A 17,203-nucleotide genomic window follows, 5' to 3' on the forward strand; every position below is an offset into this window, starting at 1 on the left:
TCCGCGGCACCGCGGGCAGTGGCGGTGTCTCCTGAGGGTGGGCGGTGTCTCAGGTGTCGGTGCGGACGAGGGGGGTGTTCGTGCCGCGGACCCTGATGTCGACGCCGGTGATCTCCGATCGGGCGATGCCCGTGGACGCCGCCAGGTCGACGGCGCGCTGCCCGGCCGCCGTCCAGGTGGCGACGGTGATCGTGCTGCCGTCTGTGCGGGTGATCACGAGTTCGTACTCCGCGTCGGCGGGCGCATCACCACTGTAGGTGCAGCTCCACTCCAGCCGGGTGCCCCACGGCTTCCCCTCGACCTGGATGTCCGCAGCGAGAGCGGGATCCGCCGCGATCGGGTCCATCGGTTCCAGGGTCGCCTCGCTCGCCACGGGAGCGCCCGCGATGCCCGTGCCCAGTGCGACCCCGCCCAAGACGGAGGCGGTCACGGCGGCCGCGACGGCGAGGGACGTCACCAGCCGGCGCCGACGTCGGCGCGTCCGGACACGGTGAGCGATGGCGGGCAGCGTCACCACAGACGGCGGCGCCTCCTCGCCGTCGTCCGATGCGCTGATGGCGAGAGCGTCCTCGACCGAGAGGCGACCGACGATCCCGGGCAGTCCTGCCAGCTCTGCCACGGCCGCGCGGCAGGCCGCGCAGCCGCTGAGGTGCTGCTCGTACTCGAGTCGCTGATCCGCGGGGAGAGCGCCGAGGACGTAGGACGCGTCCCAGTCGCGGTACTCGTCCTCCATCGCAGAGCTTCCGTGGTGGTCGTTCATCGGGTGACGCCCCTTTCCTGCAGAGCCAGTCGCAGACCGCGCAGTCCGTAGTGCAATCGAGATTTCGCTGTTCCCTCGGGGATGGAGTGCCGGCGGGCGATCTCGGGGACGGTGTGTCCGAGGAAATACGCGTCCACCACGATCTGACGATGCTCCACCGACAGCGATGCGAGAGCGTCGGCGACGAGGATGCTGTCCAGGACCGCGTCGGTGCGATCGGGGACGGCGCCGCCGCCGTCCTCGTCCTTCGCCGGCACCTCGCGTCGGCTCCGAGCGGATCGGGCGTCGTCGATGACGAGGTTGCGGGCGACGGTGAACAGCCACGCGCGAGCGGCGTCGGCGTCACGTTCGAGGACCTGCGGGCGCTGCCAGGCCCGGACCATCGTCTCCTGCACGACGTCCTCCGTCAGCGCCGCGTTCCGAGTGAGGTTCTGCACGAAGCGCCGCAACGCCGGGCCGTGACTCTCGTACAGCGCCGCCAGGAGCTCATCGACGGGGCGGGGCACAGTGCTCACCGCCTCGAAGCGCCACAGCGCGCTCCCTCATCACGGTTGCTTCGATCACTGCCGGTCATCCCTTTCCGTCCTTGCCTGTCGAGAACCGGCGACCCGCCCGGGCGATGCGCTTCGCTGCCCGCGGGGACGGGTCGCCGTCGCATCAGGACGCCGGGGTGGCGGTGCTCATGGCCGCGGCTTCCTTGTTCATCGTGCCGTCAGGGAGGAGGACGTACCAGGCGTCCTTCACACCCTGCCCGTTGACCTGGCCCGGCGCGGTGTCCTTCGCGAACCGGTAGACCGGCCATCCGTCGACGGTCAGCTGGGTCGTCCCGTCGGTGCGCGTGATCGAGCCGACCTCTCCGGTGATCCCGTCCGCTGCGGTCGTGCTGGACGCCGACACGGCAGGCCAGGTCGTGGCGCACTCGTCGTAGCAGCTGCTGCTGCCCGAGTTCTGCGTGTCCTTCGTGAACGTGTAGACGGTGTAGCCGGCCTCGTCCGTGATGACCTCGCCCAGCGGCGAGGACGCCGTCGTGAGAGCCGCCGTCTCAGCGGAGGCGGTCGCGGTGGAGGAGGCCGTCGCGGTGGCGGAGGGGCTGTCGGCCGGCGCTTCCGACGAGGCGGCCGAGCCGGCGGCCGTCGAGCATCCGGCGAGAAGGACGGCGGCGAACGCCGCAGTCGTCACAGTGGTCGCGATTCGCTTGAGCATGATGCCTCCTGTAGTGCGGGGGCCGAGGTGGTCCCACCGAGGACACGACACAGCAGTCGCGGACGTTCAACGAGGCGAGAAGATCGCTGGGAGAGCATCCGCGCGGCGGGCGGCTTCAGCGAGAGCGATGATCCGTTGCGCGCTCCTTCGCGTGAAGGCCCGAGGCAGCGCTCTGCTCTCCATCCCCGCGCAGACCGAGGCGAACGAGCACGCAGACCGCCAGCGAACGGTGCCCGCGGCCTTACTGCTGAGGATCCGGGCCACCTCGTCAGGTGGGATCGGGCGTCGCTGTATCGCCACGAGGCGGACGCCACTCGGCGCGCTCCTGCTCAAGAGCAGACAGCCTCCCAGTAGAGGCTCGTCCTCTGGCCGATCGAACCCCCTCGGCGGAAGTCTCCGCGAGCAAGCGGACGCCGACCTCGGTCGGCGCTGTGGTGTGCGCTGCGCGCATTTCTGCCTGGAAGCCTTCGGCAGCGTACGGGCCTCCGGCGTCCACGCAAGCCGCTGCGCGGCCGGCTCCTCCGAGGTTCTCGCCACGCGGTCGCTGCGCTCCCTCACGTCGCGCCGACAACCTCTCCTCCGCCGCCCTTCGGGTTGCGCTCCCGCCTCCGACCCTGCTCGGCACTACGTGCCTTCCAAGCAAAAAACGCTGGGAGAGAAGGAAGAACAGGCGAGCCAGACCACACCCCTGGCTTGACAAACCTGATTGAGAATCACGGCAACACACCGATTGAGAGGGAAGAGACCATGACCGTCATCCGATCCACCACCCCCGCCCAGTTCCTCGCGCTCGTGCCCCACCTGCTCGGGTACACCCCCACCCGCTCCCTCGTCCTCATCCCTTCACCGGAACACGCAGCACCGGAGCCATGCGAGTCGACCTGCCCGCGCACCCGAACCAGCACCGGCACGCCGCGCACGTCCTCGCCGGACTCCTCTGCCGCATCCCCGACGCCGACGGACTCGTCGCCGTCATCTACGACACCAGTCCCAGCGATGAGCACTCAGCTCTGATGGGCGAGATCGGGCGACAGGTCGACGCGTGCGGGCTCACCGTCCTGGACCGCCTGTCCGTCACGGACGATGGGTACGGGCGGTTGGGGGAGGCCCGCCAGCCCCTTACCGACCTCACTCCGGTCCTCGTCGCCGGGGAGACACGGAACGACGCTGACCAGCACTCGGCCAGCATCCTGCCCACACCAGAACTAGGCCTCCTCGCCGCCGCGCTTCAGGTCGACATCACTCCCATCCTCGAGGACCTGAACAAGTTCGCCGCCATGGTGGAGAGGGTCGCCACCGGTGACGAGGTGGACGCGGACCTGTTCGCGTTCGTCATGACGGCCTGTGAGCGACCCTCGCACCGTGACGTCCTGCTCGTCGGGGTCCTCAGGGGACCGGAACAGACGCGTCGGGCGTGGGACGCGCAAGCCGCGTGGGAGGACGGCGCCGACTACCCGACCGACATCGCCCGCGTCATGTGGGGCGAAGGACCCCGGCCCCGCGCCGACCGGCTCCGCAACCTCGACCACATCCTCCGCCGCGTCGCCGCCACCGAAGATCAGACTTTCCCCGGAGCGCTGGCAACACTGGGCTGGGTGGCAGGGGCACTCGGACACTCCACCACCGCAACCGACTTCACCACCGCCAGCCTCACCGCCCAACCAGGGCACGGGCTGGCCGAGATCGTCGACACTTTCGTGAACGCCGGGCACCTGCCCGACTGGGCATTCACGCAACAGTAGGAACCGGTGGGGTCTCGACCAACGTCGAGACCCCACCAATCCGGGCCGTAAGCGGACGGGCGGGAGGGCTACACCCTGACCCACACGTTCACGATCACCACCCCGAGACCATCACCATCATCGACACCCTGCAGAAGACCATCGAGGACTGACCACCATGAGCGAGCCGCACACCACCACACCCGCTGTGCGGCTCGCTCCGCGTGCCAGCTTGACCACCCTCTGGAGCGCCGCTCAGCGCGTCCACCAGGCCGCGCACCACGGGGAGCGAGCCACTAACGAGAGCGTGCGCCGCGAATGGGCCGCAGTCGAGACCGAACTGACCGCCCTCGGCATCCCGACCTACGACCGCCACGGGCCATCCGGCCCCGGCCGCGCTTGGTGGACCGCACAGAACACCGAAGGCCGTCTCATCGGGAAATGGGCAGAGTCCTACGAAGAAGCTGTCATAGAACTCGGCGCGAGCTTCCACAGCCGCATTGTCTGGTGCGTCGCGGACACCGACCTGCAGATCCGCGACCGCTACCCGCGCGCAAAGCAGGGCGAACCGTCCATCCACCCCGTCACCGACCAGCCGATCCCCGGCCCCGACTACGCCCCCCTCACCACCCTCTTCTAACCCACCCTCGAGCCCGCAGGAGCATCCTCATGACCGAACCCCAGCCCACCGTTCACGACGTCGACGCGCACGTGCAGCAGGTGGCCGTGCTGCTGCCGTTCCCCGTGAGGCTTGACGCCGACATGGGCGGAACATTCGCGATGCAGATCGACCTCGGACGCCGTGGGGGAGTGGACGACCCGCACGACACTGCAGGCATCGACCCCGCCGACCCCCGTTGGTGGGTCGACATTGAAGGAGGAGAACGCACCTACATTTCCGACTTCGGACTGGACGCGGACCCGCAGGCGGTTGCCAACTGGCTCTCCACCACCGCGCAACAGCAGCAGTGCCCCGCCGCCGTCGACGCCGACATCCGCCGACGCAACGCGATCGTCACCGCCTCTCACCCGACGCACACCAACCAGGCCACGGACATGGCGGCAGCTCCCTCTAGCACCCCGAACCCGGAGCAGCGACCCGGCCACGAAAGGTAGCTGTGGAAAGCCCCCACGGGCTGACTGTGCTGGGTAGCGTGTCGGGATGACCAGTGACGTCATCCCGTTCGGCCCCACGTTCAACGAGGACTGGTGGACCACGGAACCCCAGCTGCACAGTTTCGACTACGAGGCGGGCAAGTAGCCATGTGTGGGCGGTTCGCGTTGAACGCGAAACCGGGCATTATCCGGAACTAACGCAACGTCGATCGTCTGACAGTGTTGACAGCGGCCGTTCGACTGGCTCCGCGGTTGCCGGTTCGGTGCACTCGTGTCTAATTCACGGCTGCCGCTAGCACGCAGCGTAGGTCTGCAGCCAGGGCAGCGGGTCGGTTGCGGTGGTGCCGTTCTGGAGGACTTCGAAGTGAAGGTGTGCGCCGAACGATCGGCCGGTGTCGCCGGTGCGGCCGATGTATTGGCCGACACTGACGGTGTCGCCAACCTCGACTTGTCGTGAGTCGTACTCCATGTGGGCGTAGCGGCTGGAGACAGTTCGGCTGTCGACAACGTGGTCGATGACGATGGTGACTCCGTACGCGCCGCCGTTGTCGGTGGCGACGCTGACAATTCCGTCGGCGATTGCTTGAATGTGGGCGCCAGCGCCGGGCACGAAGTCGGTGCCCTCATGGAGCCGGCCGTCACGCATCCCGTAGCCGTAGGTCATCGGCACGCCTACTGCGTATGGCCATTGCACTGCGCAGGCCGGATTTTTGGTGAACACCGCGCTGGAGTAGTTGGTGATCCCGACTGTTCCGGCGAGATCTACGAGGGTGGCTGTGGAGTAGCCGTCGCGGCTGACGACGGGGCTCGGTTGCCTCTGGGCGGGTGTGACGTAGGCCTGGATGTCTCCGCCGGGTGCGGCGTCAGCAGTGCTGCTTGTTGGGGTGACGTGTTCGTGGGGGAGGGCTTCGGCGTCGACGGTCATCCCGATGGTCATCAGGGCCACGAGGCCGAGCACGTGTGCGGAGAAGAACACTGCCCGGGTGCGAGAGTGTGCGGCGCCGGTCCGGGGGGTTTCGGTCGGCTGCTGGCCGGGGTTGGACGACCGTGGAGATGCGGGCTGCTCGGGTTGGGCAGGCGCTTTCGGTGTGAAGGAGAACAGGCGTGCCGCGTCATCGAACGGGTCTACGGGCGGTTCTGCAGCAGGGCGACCGCGCGTGTTTGCACGCGTTTCAGTGGATGTCTGGGTTCGAGCGCGGGCTTGGCGTCGCGCGTCAAGAAGGGTTCGGGCGGTGAGGCCGTGCCGGTCTGGGCTGTGGTGGGTGTGGGGGTACGCAATGGTGGGGTCTCTCGGGTGGGGGTGTTAGCCGGGCAGGAGGGTGAGTCCGCTGTCGTCGACGACGAGGATGTGGCCGGTATCGGTGACGGTGATCGCCTGCGCGGCTCGATGTACGGTTCCGACGTTCACCCATTGGGTGGCGCCGGCAGTGCTGATCCAGATGGTGCCGTTGTTGTCGACGCCGATCAGTCGCTGGTTATCGGGGGAAGAAGCGATCGGGTACAGGGTGGGCGCATCGGGCAGCGGAACGAATGATCTGCCCCTGTCCGTGCTGACCTGTGGTCCTTGTTGCGTGCTGGCCACGATGCGACCCGTGGCGTCGACGGCAAGACCGAACACGAGGAGACCGGGGCCGGTAGGAGTCCACGTGGCGCCGAGGTCCGTGCTCGTCAGCAGCACGTTGTTATCCGTCGCCTGCCCATAGAGGGTCCCGTCAGGTCCGGCCGCCAGGGCGTGGAAGTCTTTCTCGCCGGTGAACGCGACCGGATTCCAGGTGACGCCGCCGTCTGGGCTGCGGATGATGCCCAGATTGCCTTCGCCCAGTTCCGTGGGGGTGCGAGCACCGGGGTGGCCGGAGGCGATGAGTTCCCCACCGACCGCGGTGAGACCCATCGCGTCGAGGTCGTCGCGCCCGACGCGGGTGCCGAGCTGACCGTCCGCGGTGGCGGTGTAGAGGCCGTCGTGCGTGCCGAGCAGGAAGCCGTCGCCGCCGGGGGCGGGCACGATGGCGTGCACGTGCGGCATCACGTCCGCATGGCCGGTGCCGGTGGAAGGCGGCACGGGCGCAGCGCAGCCCGTGAGAGACAGAGTGAAAAGCGCGACAAGGCTTGCTGTCGCGCGCAGGTGAATGCGCATACGCACCCTTTCGAGTCCGGGGTGAGAGACACCCGCGATGGGCGCCCCTCACCAAGGGTGCGGTCAGAGCTGTGCGAGCAGCTCCTGCATGGTGGCGATCTCCGCGGTCTGCGTCTCGACAATGGTCTGCGCCAACGCGACGGCATCCGCGTTCTGGCCGTTGTCGACCTCGTCTTGCGCCATCGTGATGGCACCTTCGTGGTGCATCGTCATCTGCTCGAGGAACAGCCGGGACGCCTCGGTGCCGGTCGCACCGTCGAGGGATTGCATGTCCTCGTCGCTCATCATCCCGCCGCCGTGGTCCATGCCGTCCATGGACTCGGTGTCACTGTCCGCGCCCCACTCCTCCAGCCAACCCTGCAGCTGCTCGATCTCAGGCTGCTGAGCAGCTTTGATCTCTTCGGCCAGGGTGAGGACGCTCTCGTCGATGCCATCTTTCGCGAGGATCATGTCGGCCATCTCCACGGCCTGCTGGTGATGCGGGATCATCATCTGCGCGAACATCACATCCGCGTCGTTGAAGTCCGCCATCACTGCGGACGGTGAAGAGCTGCTGCCGTGATCCATTCCCGGCATGGACTCCGAGCCAGATCCGGTCCCGCCAGCGCAGCCGGCAAGCGTGAGGGCGGCGGCCAGGGCCAGTGCGGCGGTCGCCGCAGTACGAATTTTCATCAGGGTTCTCCAAAAGGGGTACGTGAAAAAGGGCGCCGGTCGGGTCGACCAGGCGTATGGCAGAAGAGCCCGGCAAAGTTGCCGAGGGCTCCACCGCATCACGTACGGCTAATGCAGAGAACTGTCAGAGAGGGCGGGTGCAGGCCGGGGACACCAGGAGGGGGAAGGGCGGGAGATCCGGGACGAGGAAGAAGCGCCAACCATTGCTGCCCGCCGCGGGCGCGTGCCACAAGCAGCACGGTGGCCAGCAGCGCGAGCACACACGCCATCGCGAGCATGCCGGAATGGCTCGTGCCGCAGTCAGCGCACGACTCCTCAGCCGACACGGTGGTGGCGGCGTGGGCGTCTCCCTTCACGCTAACCCCGACCGCGTCTTTGGTCATCGTGGCATGGTGACCGGATTCCGCGGTGGCGTGGGTGTTGAAAGAGTGCATGGCCAACAGGCCGATGATGACAGCGCCGGTCAGAGCAATCAGCAGCAGCAGCGTGCGGGCCATAGAGCGGCCGGCACGCAGGTGCTCGGTGAGTGCGATCAGCGACATGTCACCTCCCTCGTCCCTTCTACGGTACGTCACCGCGGTCAGCGGCCGATAACCGCGTCAGGGCTGAGATTCAGTCGGCGCAGCAGCTGCGCGTTGAGGGCGACCACGATTGTGGACAGCGACATCAGGATCGCACCCACCGACATCGGCAGCACGAACCCGATCGGGGCGAGCACCCCGGCGGCCAGCGGCACGGAGAGCAGGTTGTAGCCGGCTGCCCACCACAGGTTCTGCTTCATCTTCCGGTAGCTGGCCCGAGACAACTCGATCACTGACACCACCGACCGGGGATCATCGCTGGCGAGAATGACACCGGCGGAGGCGATCGCGACATCGGTGCCGGCGCCGATCGCGATACCCACGTCGGCCTGCGCGAGCGCGGGGGCATCGTTCACCCCGTCGCCGACCATCGCGACCTTGCGGCCCTCGCTTTGCAGCTGCTTCACCTTCGAGGCCTTGTCCTCCGGGCGGACCCCAGCGAAGAACCGGTCGATGCCGAGCTCGCCGGCCACGGACGCGGCGACCGCTTCGGCATCGCCGGTGATCATCACCACCTGCACACCCCGCTCCCGCAACGCGGTGACCGCGGCACGAGACTCCGGGCGGATCTCGTCCGCGAGCCGCAGCGCACCCGCCACCGTCTCATCAATGAGGACGTGCAGAATGATCGCACCCTCGGCACGCCACTCGTCCGCGACAGGCAACTCGACCGCCCTCTCTTGCTCGAGCAAGTACGGGCCGCCGACCTGCACGGTCCGCCCGTCCACCAGCGCCTGAACGCCGACCGCCGGGGAAGACTCGAAGTCGCGGGAGCCGGGCACGGTGAGGTGCTTTTCCTTTGCGGCGTTCACGATCGCCCGGGCGAGGGGGTGTTCGGAGTCCGCTTCAGCAGCGGCGGCGAGAGCGAGCAGCTCGTCGGCGTCGATACCGCCAGCGGGGTTGATGGCGGTCACGGCGGGGGTGCCCTTGGTGAGAGTGCCGGTCTTATCGAACAGCACCGCGTCGACGGTGCGCATACTCTCCAACGCTAGCCGGTCCTTCACCAGCACTCCGGCGCGCGCCGCGCGTTCAGTGGCGATGGAGACCACCAGCGGAATCGCCAGCCCCAGCGCGTGCGGGCAGGCGATCACCAGCACGGTGATCGTGCGAACTACGGCATCATCCGGAAAGCCCAGCAGGGTCCAGACAATCGCGGTAATGGCGGCCGCACCCAGAGCGAACCAGAACAGCCACCCGGCGGCGCGGTCTGCGAGCCGCTGCGCACGCGAGGACGAATTCTGCGCGTCGGTGACCAGCTTCTGAATGCCGGCGAGGGCGGTGTCTGCACCGACCGCGGTGACTTCCACCCGCACCCCGGAATCGGTGGCGACTGTCCCGGCGATCACCTGATCTCCATCGGAGCGGCGGACCGGGCGGGACTCGCCAGTGATCATCGACTCGTCCATGCTCGCCGAACCCTGCACGATCCGACCATCCGCGGGCACCCGCCCACCGGGGCGAACGACAACCACGTCCCCCACCAGCAGATCCGCCGGGGCAACCGTCACGGTGGTGTCACCGTCGAGCTTCTCCGCCTCGTCAGGCAGGAGAGCGGCGAGAGAGTCCAGGGCGGAGGTGGTTTGGGCGAGGGAGCGCATCTCGATCCAGTGCCCGAGCAGCATGATGACGATCAGCAGCGCCAGTTCCCACCAGAAGTCCAGCTCGTGATCGAGCAGCCCGAGGCTCGCCCCCCAGGACGCGAGGAACGCCACGGTGATGGCCAGGGCGATTAGCAGCATCATCCCCGGCTTACGGGCGCGGAGCTCGCTGACGGCACCCGTGAGGAACGGGGCACCACCCCACACATACATGACCGTGCCAAGGGTCGGGGATACCCAGCCCACCCATGCGGCGTCCGGCAGGGGGTAGCCGATGATCATCGAGAACATCGTCGAGAATCCGATTACCGGAACCGCGAGGACCAGCATGATCCAGAACAGCCTTCGGAACCGGGCTACGTGGTCGCCGTGACTGGCATGCCCGCCATGGTCGGCGTGGCCGTGCGCGGAGTGTCCCGCAGCCGGTGCCCGCTCGTCGCTGTGACCGGCATGGCCCATCGCCGCGTGGTCGTGCTCCGTGGCGGTCGCGGCCGCGTGCCCGCTGTGGTCCGTGGGGTGGGTGTGATCGTGCTGGCTCATCAGAGCCTCCTTCGTTGCGTGCGTTCGAAGTGTTTAGACCGGGCTGTCAGCCAGGGCGTACCCGGCCTCGTCGACGGCTGCTTTCACCTGTGCGGGGTCAAGCGCGCTGGTGCTGTGAATGGTGACGCGGGATGTGCCGCCGGCGTTCAGGTCCACGGTCACGTTCTGCACACCGTCGATGCCCGACAGTTCCTCCCTGACGCTGGACACACAGTGCGAGCACGTCATCCCCGACACCAGGATCTCCTCCGTCACCGCGGCGTTCTCAGCGGCAGGGATCTCGGTGGCGGTGGAAGCAGGCGCAGCGCAACACGCGCAACCAGCGGTAGCGGCGTCTTTCAGGCCAAGGTCAATGCGGTCAGTCATAGTGTCCTCCAAGGTGATACATGGGGTTTGTCAGGAACGGACCAAGCGCGCGATCGCGTCGTTGGCTTCACGAATTTTCTCAGCCGCGACTTGGCCGCCTTCAGCGCTGGCCTCCGCGACACAGTGACGAAGATGATCGCCCAGCAGAGACAGCGCAACCGTCTCCAACGCCCGCGTCGCCGCGGACACCTGCGTGAGGATGTCGATGCAGTACTTGTCTTCATCAACCATCCGCGCGATCCCGCGCACCTGCCCTTCGATACGTCGAAGTCGCTGCTGCAGATCGTCTTTACTCGCGTCGTAACCGTTCATCTCCGATACCATACCCCCCTAGGGTATCAACGCAGCCCCGTGTCTGGTATTCCGCTCCTATGCGACGTTCGCAAAGCAAACGTCTCCGGCTGCGGTTCCGTCCGTTCGCCGAACGACGCCCAGGGCGTCAGCTTGAGTGCGCACGGCTGTCGCCGTAAACACCGCTGGTACATTCGGCTCCATGTGCGGGAGATTCGCCCTAAATGCCAAAGTGGACACGATCATCCGCGAGTTCGTCGCAGACGGCGGCGACTTCCACGAATGGACACCGCGCTACTCGATCGCACCCACCCAGGTCACGCCGATCGTGCGAGAGCGTGCCAACGCCGAGACGGGAGAGTTCCAGCGAATAGTGGATGCCGCGATCTGGGACTTCCACCCCGCGTTCATGAAGGACTCAAAGCGACCTGTTGACCGGACTACTGCTCGCGTCAGGTAGGCCCGTCTGTAAAGCTCACCGGCATGTCGGGTTCTGGGCTTTTCGGTCGGGTGACGGGTGGGAATGAGCCGCCGTTCTTCGTGCTGGTCGACGACGATGGTGAGCCGGTAGGCGAGGTCACGTCGTCTCTGCTCGATTTCTGGGCTCGTGGCAATGCCGAATTGAGTTGCCGATCGTACGCATACGGGCTGCTTCGCTGGTATCGATTCCTCGCCTTGGAGGGCGTGGTTTGGGACCGGGCTTCACGCGACGTCGTTCGCGACTTCGTTCTGGCGTGCAGGCAAGCGTCGGTGTTATGCCCGCGGCCGCTCGTTGCGAGAACGATCAACCACAATCTGGCGGTCGTCTCGGCGTTCTACGCGTTTCAGATCAGTCAACAGCAGGGTCCGCTGCTGAATCCGGTCCCTACTTCACACGGGGGTCGGCAGGGGAAGCGGTCCGCACACCACAACCCGGAGACCTCGTTCCGGCTGGATCGTCGTGCCGACTTGCGGCAGAAGGTCCCCGAGACTGCGCCGCGGTCGCTCCCTGAGCAGAAGATCTCGGAACTGCTTCGACTCCTGGAACACCCCAGGGACCGCGCGCTGATGGAGTTCTACCTATCGAGCGCGGTGCGTCCCGCAGAGCTACTGGGCATGAGCGTTGAGGACGTTGACCCTGGGTCTCAACTGATTACAGTCGTTCGGAAGGGCACAAGAGCACGCCAGCGGGTGCCGGCTTCGTCGATAGCGTTCGTCTGGTTGCGGATCTATCAGGAGTCTTTACCGCCGAATCTGTTGGCGGCTGGTCAGCCCGTGTGGTGGACAAGACGGCGCCCGTTCAAACCGCTCAATTACGACGCCGCTCGTGCTCTAATGCGGCGTCTCGGCGCGGTGCTGGGGACACCAGTGAAGTTGCATGATCTGCGACACACGGCAGCTGCGCGGATGGCGCAGGACCAAGCGATGTCGTTGCCGGACATTCAAAGGGTGCTCGGCCATGCGCACCTGTCAACGACCCAGCAATACATACGTCAACACGACGTCGACGTGCTGACACGCGTCGCGGAGCACCTGCGAACGCGCGCGGAGCCGACGCCCCCTCCCGCGACACCACTGCTGCGATACAGCTCCGCGGATCTGACTGAGCTGATGGGAGACAGCGCATGGTGACGAGGGTTGCTGAGAGGAACTTCCAGAGTGATTCCATGGTCCCGGCAGTGGGTGGTCGCTCGCTGACGGTGTTCCGGCAACCATCTCGGCCAAACCTGTCAGCGGAGGACCTCCTCGCGGCATCCACCGGCCGGCGTCCCTTTACGGCCGAAATCAACGGTGACTGGCGGCCCATCACGCAGCTGTTCATAGACGCGATGATGCAATTCCCCGGGGCGAGCTGGCAGGAGCGTTGGGAAGCGAGCGGCGCCGAGCACGTCCCGGGCACGGGCCAATGGCACGCGATCGTTCCTGGCTTGGCTGCTGCCGCGCAGAGGCGGTACACCGGCCCGGGGTTCCCCGTCTCCCTGCTGATCAAAGTCGACGCGTTGCGTCCCAGTGCTGCATTCCTCAACCGCACCGGTCGAATCAGGCTGGACCGGTTCTCGCCGTGGTCGTTGGAGGGGTTCGACCCGGAGGCACCCCGCGACGCACTCCGGGCAGTGCTCATCATCCAGGTCGCCACGGGGAAGCATCTCGCCGAGATCACGGTGGAAGATCTGCTGATCTTCGCTGAACTGGCACGGAATCCGCTGCGCCGCGGCGCGGGCCAGGCCTGGGAGATCATGAAGAGGACCGGCTTCGCGCCTGCCGAGGCGCCCCCGCTCCGCCAGCTCGGCCACAAAGCCCGACCCGATGCAGCAGGGTTCGTTGCCCAGTATCGCGTTGAACCGCCCGAGGTTGCAGACATGTTCACCCGCTACCTCCGCACCCGCGAAACCGTCTTGGACTACGGCTCCCTACGCATGGTCGCCAACGAGCTGCTACGCAACTTCTGGGGCCGCATTCGTGCGCGCAATCCTGAGCAGAATGACCTTCGAATAGGCGCCGAGCTAGGACGGTGGTGGAAGGCGGACGCGCTGTCTGCACGTAAGAACGGCCACACCACTCTCTGGATGGTCCGTGCGCTCTACCTGGACATCGCCGAGCTGGCCACTGATGACGCGTCCTGGGCGAGATGGGTTGCGCCGGTGTTCGTAACCCAGAAGGACACCGCGAGTTCCAGCAAGCTGAGACAGCGCACCGTCGCGGCAAAGCATCAGAGAATCCGGCAGCTCACGCCCGGCATCCCGCGGCTGATGGACTCCGTGGACCGGGATTGGGATCACCACCGCCGACTCCTCGAAGCTGCGCGGACGGCGACTCCTGGCGACGAGTTCCGTCTGGACGGCGCCACGTACATGAGGGAAATCAAGACGCGTGGATCAATGCACCTGACGGGCATTCCGATCACCCACCAGGTCACCGGACAGACGGTGCTGCAAGCACGGGCGGAGGAGCGGTCTTTCTGGGCGTGGGCGGCCGTCCACATCCTCCATGAGACCGGCGTCCGACTAGAAGAACTGAGCGAGCTCACAGCGACAGCGCTCTTCACTCTCGAGACGACCGCGAGGGAGAAGATGCTGATGCTGCAGATCGTCCCGTCTAAGTCGGACCGAGAGCGGGTGCTGCTGGTGTCGCCAGAGCTCGCGCACGTTCTCGCTCTGATCAGACAGCGCATCCGCGGTGACAACGGCCTAGTTCCGCTCGCCATCCGTTACGACGCCCTCGAACGAGAGTTCAGCTCTGCACTCCCGTTCTTGTTCCAATGGCGCGACGCAGACGGCACCTGCCGAGTGTTCTCACACAGCGCGATCCGCGCCTTCGTCGACTACGCCGTCGACGTCTCTGGCATCGCCGACGATCATGGTCGGCTGACACCCCACGACTTTCGGCGCGTTTTCGCGACCGACGCACTGCGAACCGGCCTTCCCGTGCACATCCTGGCCAAGGTCATGGGACACCTGAACATCGCAACGACGCAGGGCTACGCCGCTGTATTCGATGAAGACGTCGCGCGCCACTTCCGTGAATTCGTCGACCGGCGACGCGCCACCCGCCCGGTCGAGGATTACAGAGAACCCGACCCCGAAGAACTGGAGGAATTCCAGGCCCACTTCGCCAACCGCAAGGTCGAGCTTGGGTCATGCTCCCGCGCCTACGGCACCCCATGCATACACGAGCACGCCTGCATTCGTTGCCCGATGCTCCGGCCCGACCCGGCTCAGCGACAGCGGCTCGAGTCGATCCGCGCGAACCTGGTGGAACGACGAGGTGAGGCAACACGGATGGGTTGGAACGGCGAACTGGAAGGGATCGAGATCAGCATCCGCGCCGCCGACGACAAGCTCTCTCAAATGACCCGCATCGTCCGCCTCACACTGGCACGCCGACGCCCTTAATGAGCACCAGTCGGTCATCATCAGCGCGTGCGCCCATCACCGGTTGACCGCCGCCCACGGCAAACAATCGCACCTACGCGCTAGCCAGCACCCCGGTCACGCGCTCCAGGGCAGCGGGCACGAGGCGGTAATACGCCCACGTGCCGCGCTTGGATCGAGTCAGGAACCCCGCCTCCGTGAGCACCTTCAGGTGATGCGACACGGTCGGCTGGGACAGACCGACGGGTTCGATCAGGTCACACACGCAGGCCTCCTGGTCCGTACTCGCCGCGACGATCGAGAGCAACCGGAGACGGGCGGGATCAGCCAGAGCCTTTAACGTCTGCGCAAGCTGCTCCGCATCAGATTGGGTGAGCGGCTCACGAACCAGCGGCGCACAGCACGCCACGGCGGAGACGTCCGTGACCTCAAGCATGGTAACCATGCATCGATGCTAGTCGATATTGACAGCAGTCGATAGATGTGGTGATACTGGGCATCGACGCTCATCAATATTCTGGAGGTTTCGTCGTGACACTGCTGGATCTGACTCCCCGCACCGTGACCAGTGACCGTCTCGCGACGCTGCCCGTGGTGATCATCGGCGCTGGACCGATCGGTCTCGCAGCGGCCGCGAACCTCGTCGAGCGAGGCATCGACTTCCTCATTCTCGAAGCCAGCGACCAGGTCGCCGCATCCGTCCGGCTCTGGGGCCACACCCGACTCTTCTCCCCGTGGCAGCACCTGATCGACCCGGCCGCGCAGCGACTCCTCGAGGCCACCGACTGGGTTGCGCCCAACCTGGACGTCGCGCCCACCGGAGCCCAACTCGTCGACGACTACCTCCTCCCTCTTGCCGGCCTCGAGCAGATCGCGTCGCGCATCCGGTTCGGCGAGACCGTGCTGGCGGTGACCCGTGAGGGGATGGACCGCACCCGCACCGCCGGCCGCGCCCAAACCCCGTTCCTGCTGCGCCTCCAGCACGCGGACGGCGCGATCGAGGACATCACCGGGCGGGCGGTGATCGACGCGTCCGGGACCTACACGACCCCGAACCCGCTCGCCTCCTCCGGCCTAGATCCGATCGGCGCGGACACGGTGACGGACAGCATCGTGCACGCGCTTCCTGACGTGCTGGGGGCTGACCGGGCGCGGTTCGCCGGCCGCCACACCACGGTGGTCGGCGCCGGGCATTCCGCGGCGAACACCCTGATCGCCCTCGCCCGCCTGGCACGCGACGAGCCAGGGACCACGGTCAGCTGGCTGATCCGCAACACCTCCGCCGTCCGGGTCTCCTCCTCACCCGAGGACAAGCTCGAAGGACGCGCGCAGCTCGGCTCACGCGTGGACCGCCTGGTCGCCCGGGGTGAGGTCCAGCTGGTCGATGGGTTTGAGATCTCCGGAGTCGCGGCCGACGAGGGTGGAGTCCGTCTGCAGGGCGCCCGCCGTGGTGACTCGGCGCAGCACGTGACGGACGTGGTGGTGAACGCGACCGGGTTCCGCCCGAACCTCGACATGCTTCGCGAGATCCGCCTCGACCTGGATGACATCGTGGAAGCCCCGCGTAGGTTGGCGCCGCTGATCGATCCGAACGTGCACTCCTGCGGCACGGTCGAACCGCACGGATTCCGTGAACTCACCCACCCAGAGACCGGGTTCTTCCTCGTCGGGATGAAGTCCTACGGGCGTGCCCCCACGTTCCTGCTCGCCACCGGTTACGAGCAGGTCCGCTCCGTGGTCGCGTGGCTGGACGGGGACATGCGTTCCGCATCGAACGTCGAGCTCACCCTTCCGGCGACAGGGGTTTGCTCCACCGATCTGAGCAGCGGCGGTTCCTGCTGCTCATGACCGGCATCCGGCCGATGACCGTGGCGGACTGGCCGCAGGTCGAGGAGATCTTCGCTGCGGGAATCGCCGGCGGCGAAGCCACCTTCGAGACCTCCACCCCCACCTGGGAGCAATTCGACACTGGCAAAATCAGGGACGCGCGTCTGGTCGCCACGAGCGAGAACGGGACCGTCGTGGGTTGGGCTGCCGCGTCCCCGGTCTCTGCCCGGGCGGCCTACCAGGGGGTGATCGAGCACTCCGTTTACGTGCATCCCGACGCGCATGGGCGCGGGATCGGGCGGTTGCTGCTGGACGCGTTCATCACAGGGGCCGACGACGCCGGCTACTGGACGATCCAATCCAGCATCTTCCCGGAGAATACGGCGAGCCTCCGCCTGCACGAGACGGCAGGGTTTCGCACCATCGGCACAAGAGAACGCGTCGCCCGCTCGCAGCTCGGACCGCACGCCGGCACCTGGCGTGACACCGTCCTGATCGAACGCCGCTCCACCCGCAACGGAAACTAGCTGCTGGTTCGTGCAT

Annotated in this window: 19 protein-coding genes; 8 read left to right on the top strand and 11 right to left on the bottom strand. The window is 66.7% G+C overall.

The genetic code is table 11. From position 1 onward, the window contains the following. Positions 1–49: 49 nt before the first annotated feature. The 3 genes from ABC304_RS03560 to ABC304_RS03570 form a co-directional block, all read right to left on the bottom strand. A complete protein-coding gene (locus ABC304_RS03560; protein ID WP_159983152.1) occupies positions 50–760 on the bottom strand; it encodes an anti-sigma factor family protein in 711 nt (236 codons plus the stop codon). After that, positions 757–1,266: a sigma-70 family RNA polymerase sigma factor gene (locus tag ABC304_RS03565; RefSeq protein WP_056865923.1), complete on the bottom strand. Its 510-nt coding sequence runs from the start codon at positions 1,264–1,266 to the stop codon at positions 757–759. The genes ABC304_RS03560 and ABC304_RS03565 overlap by 4 nt, the downstream gene beginning before the upstream one ends. Positions 1,267–1,417: 151 nt before the next feature. Next, on the bottom strand, positions 1,418–1,963 hold the full coding sequence (locus ABC304_RS03570; RefSeq protein ID WP_056865924.1) for a COG4315 family predicted lipoprotein: 546 nt from the start codon (positions 1,961–1,963) through the stop codon (positions 1,418–1,420). 869 nt (positions 1,964–2,832) lie between these two features. Between ABC304_RS03570 and ABC304_RS03575 the strand changes: the two genes are divergently transcribed. The 3 genes from ABC304_RS03575 to ABC304_RS03585 all read left to right on the top strand — a co-directional run bounded on the left by ABC304_RS03575 (position 2,833) and on the right by ABC304_RS03585 (position 4,800). Beyond that, positions 2,833–3,705, top strand: coding sequence for a hypothetical protein (locus ABC304_RS03575; protein ID WP_412928989.1), 873 nt, complete (start codon positions 2,833–2,835; stop codon positions 3,703–3,705). A 157-nt stretch (positions 3,706–3,862) separates the two neighbouring features. Further along, the gene (locus tag ABC304_RS03580; RefSeq protein ID WP_412928991.1) at positions 3,863–4,324 is read left to right on the top strand and encodes a hypothetical protein; all 462 of its coding nucleotides are present in this window, start codon (positions 3,863–3,865) and stop codon (positions 4,322–4,324) included. Between the two features lie 29 nt (positions 4,325–4,353). Further along, positions 4,354–4,800 (top strand): hypothetical protein, encoded by a 447-nt coding sequence (locus ABC304_RS03585; protein WP_412928992.1) that lies wholly within the window; start codon positions 4,354–4,356, stop codon positions 4,798–4,800. A 292-nt stretch (positions 4,801–5,092) separates the two neighbouring features. On the opposite strand, the gene ABC304_RS03590 is transcribed toward ABC304_RS03585, so the two are convergent. The 7 genes from ABC304_RS03590 to ABC304_RS03620 all read right to left on the bottom strand — a co-directional run bounded on the left by ABC304_RS03590 (position 5,093) and on the right by ABC304_RS03620 (position 11,003). Further along, positions 5,093–5,725, bottom strand: a complete 633-nt coding sequence (locus ABC304_RS03590; RefSeq protein ID WP_412928993.1) for a M23 family metallopeptidase — start codon at positions 5,723–5,725, stop codon at positions 5,093–5,095. Between the two features lie 378 nt (positions 5,726–6,103). Continuing rightward, positions 6,104–6,934 carry a F510_1955 family glycosylhydrolase gene (locus ABC304_RS03595; protein WP_412928994.1) on the bottom strand — a complete coding sequence of 277 codons (831 nt, stop codon included), beginning with the start codon at positions 6,932–6,934 and terminating at the stop codon, positions 6,104–6,106. Between the two features lie 63 nt (positions 6,935–6,997). Continuing rightward, entirely contained in the window at positions 6,998–7,606 is a 609-nt protein-coding gene (locus ABC304_RS03600) for a DUF305 domain-containing protein (protein ID WP_412929059.1), read from the bottom strand. A gap of 98 nt (positions 7,607–7,704) precedes the next feature. Then, positions 7,705–8,148: a DUF6153 family protein gene (locus ABC304_RS03605; protein ID WP_412928996.1), complete on the bottom strand. Its 444-nt coding sequence runs from the start codon at positions 8,146–8,148 to the stop codon at positions 7,705–7,707. A 38-nt stretch (positions 8,149–8,186) separates the two neighbouring features. Next, entirely contained in the window at positions 8,187–10,325 is a 2,139-nt protein-coding gene (locus ABC304_RS03610; RefSeq protein ID WP_412928997.1) for a heavy metal translocating P-type ATPase, read from the bottom strand. 33 nt (positions 10,326–10,358) lie between these two features. Next, positions 10,359–10,691: a heavy-metal-associated domain-containing protein gene (locus ABC304_RS03615; protein WP_412928999.1), complete on the bottom strand. Its 333-nt coding sequence runs from the start codon at positions 10,689–10,691 to the stop codon at positions 10,359–10,361. A gap of 30 nt (positions 10,692–10,721) precedes the next feature. Further along, entirely contained in the window at positions 10,722–11,003 is a 282-nt protein-coding gene (locus ABC304_RS03620; RefSeq protein ID WP_121149770.1) for a metal-sensitive transcriptional regulator, read from the bottom strand. Positions 11,004–11,184: 181 nt separating this feature from the next. Between ABC304_RS03620 and ABC304_RS03625 the strand changes: the two genes are divergently transcribed. From ABC304_RS03625 to ABC304_RS03635, 3 genes are read left to right on the top strand one after another with little or no spacing between them, the layout of a single operon-like run. Beyond that, positions 11,185–11,442, top strand: a complete 258-nt coding sequence (locus ABC304_RS03625) for an SOS response-associated peptidase family protein (RefSeq protein ID WP_412929001.1) — start codon at positions 11,185–11,187, stop codon at positions 11,440–11,442. A 23-nt stretch (positions 11,443–11,465) separates the two neighbouring features. Next, entirely contained in the window at positions 11,466–12,593 is a 1,128-nt protein-coding gene (locus tag ABC304_RS03630; protein ID WP_412929003.1) for a tyrosine-type recombinase/integrase, read from the top strand. 35 nt (positions 12,594–12,628) lie between these two features. Continuing rightward, entirely contained in the window at positions 12,629–14,854 is a 2,226-nt protein-coding gene (locus tag ABC304_RS03635) for a tyrosine-type recombinase/integrase (RefSeq protein ID WP_412929004.1), read from the top strand. Positions 14,855–14,927: 73 nt separating this feature from the next. Here ABC304_RS03635 and ABC304_RS03640 read toward each other — a convergent pair whose 3' ends face one another. Then, entirely contained in the window at positions 14,928–15,278 is a 351-nt protein-coding gene (locus ABC304_RS03640; protein WP_412929005.1) for a metalloregulator ArsR/SmtB family transcription factor, read from the bottom strand. Positions 15,279–15,364: 86 nt separating this feature from the next. On the opposite strand from ABC304_RS03640, the gene ABC304_RS03645 reads away from it, so the two are divergent. Both ABC304_RS03645 and ABC304_RS03650 read left to right on the top strand, forming a co-directional pair. Then, entirely contained in the window at positions 15,365–16,681 is a 1,317-nt protein-coding gene (locus ABC304_RS03645; RefSeq protein ID WP_412929006.1) for an NAD(P)-binding domain-containing protein, read from the top strand. Then, complete coding sequence (locus ABC304_RS03650) at positions 16,678–17,187, top strand: GNAT family N-acetyltransferase (RefSeq protein ID WP_412929008.1); 510 nt, start codon at positions 16,678–16,680, stop codon at positions 17,185–17,187. Before ABC304_RS03645 ends, ABC304_RS03650 begins: the two co-directional genes overlap by 4 nt. Positions 17,188–17,203: the final 16 nt, after the last annotated feature.

Origin of the sequence: Microbacterium jepli (assembly GCF_047237905.1) — a bacterium.
Taxonomy (GTDB): Bacteria; Actinomycetota; Actinomycetes; order Actinomycetales; family Microbacteriaceae; genus Microbacterium.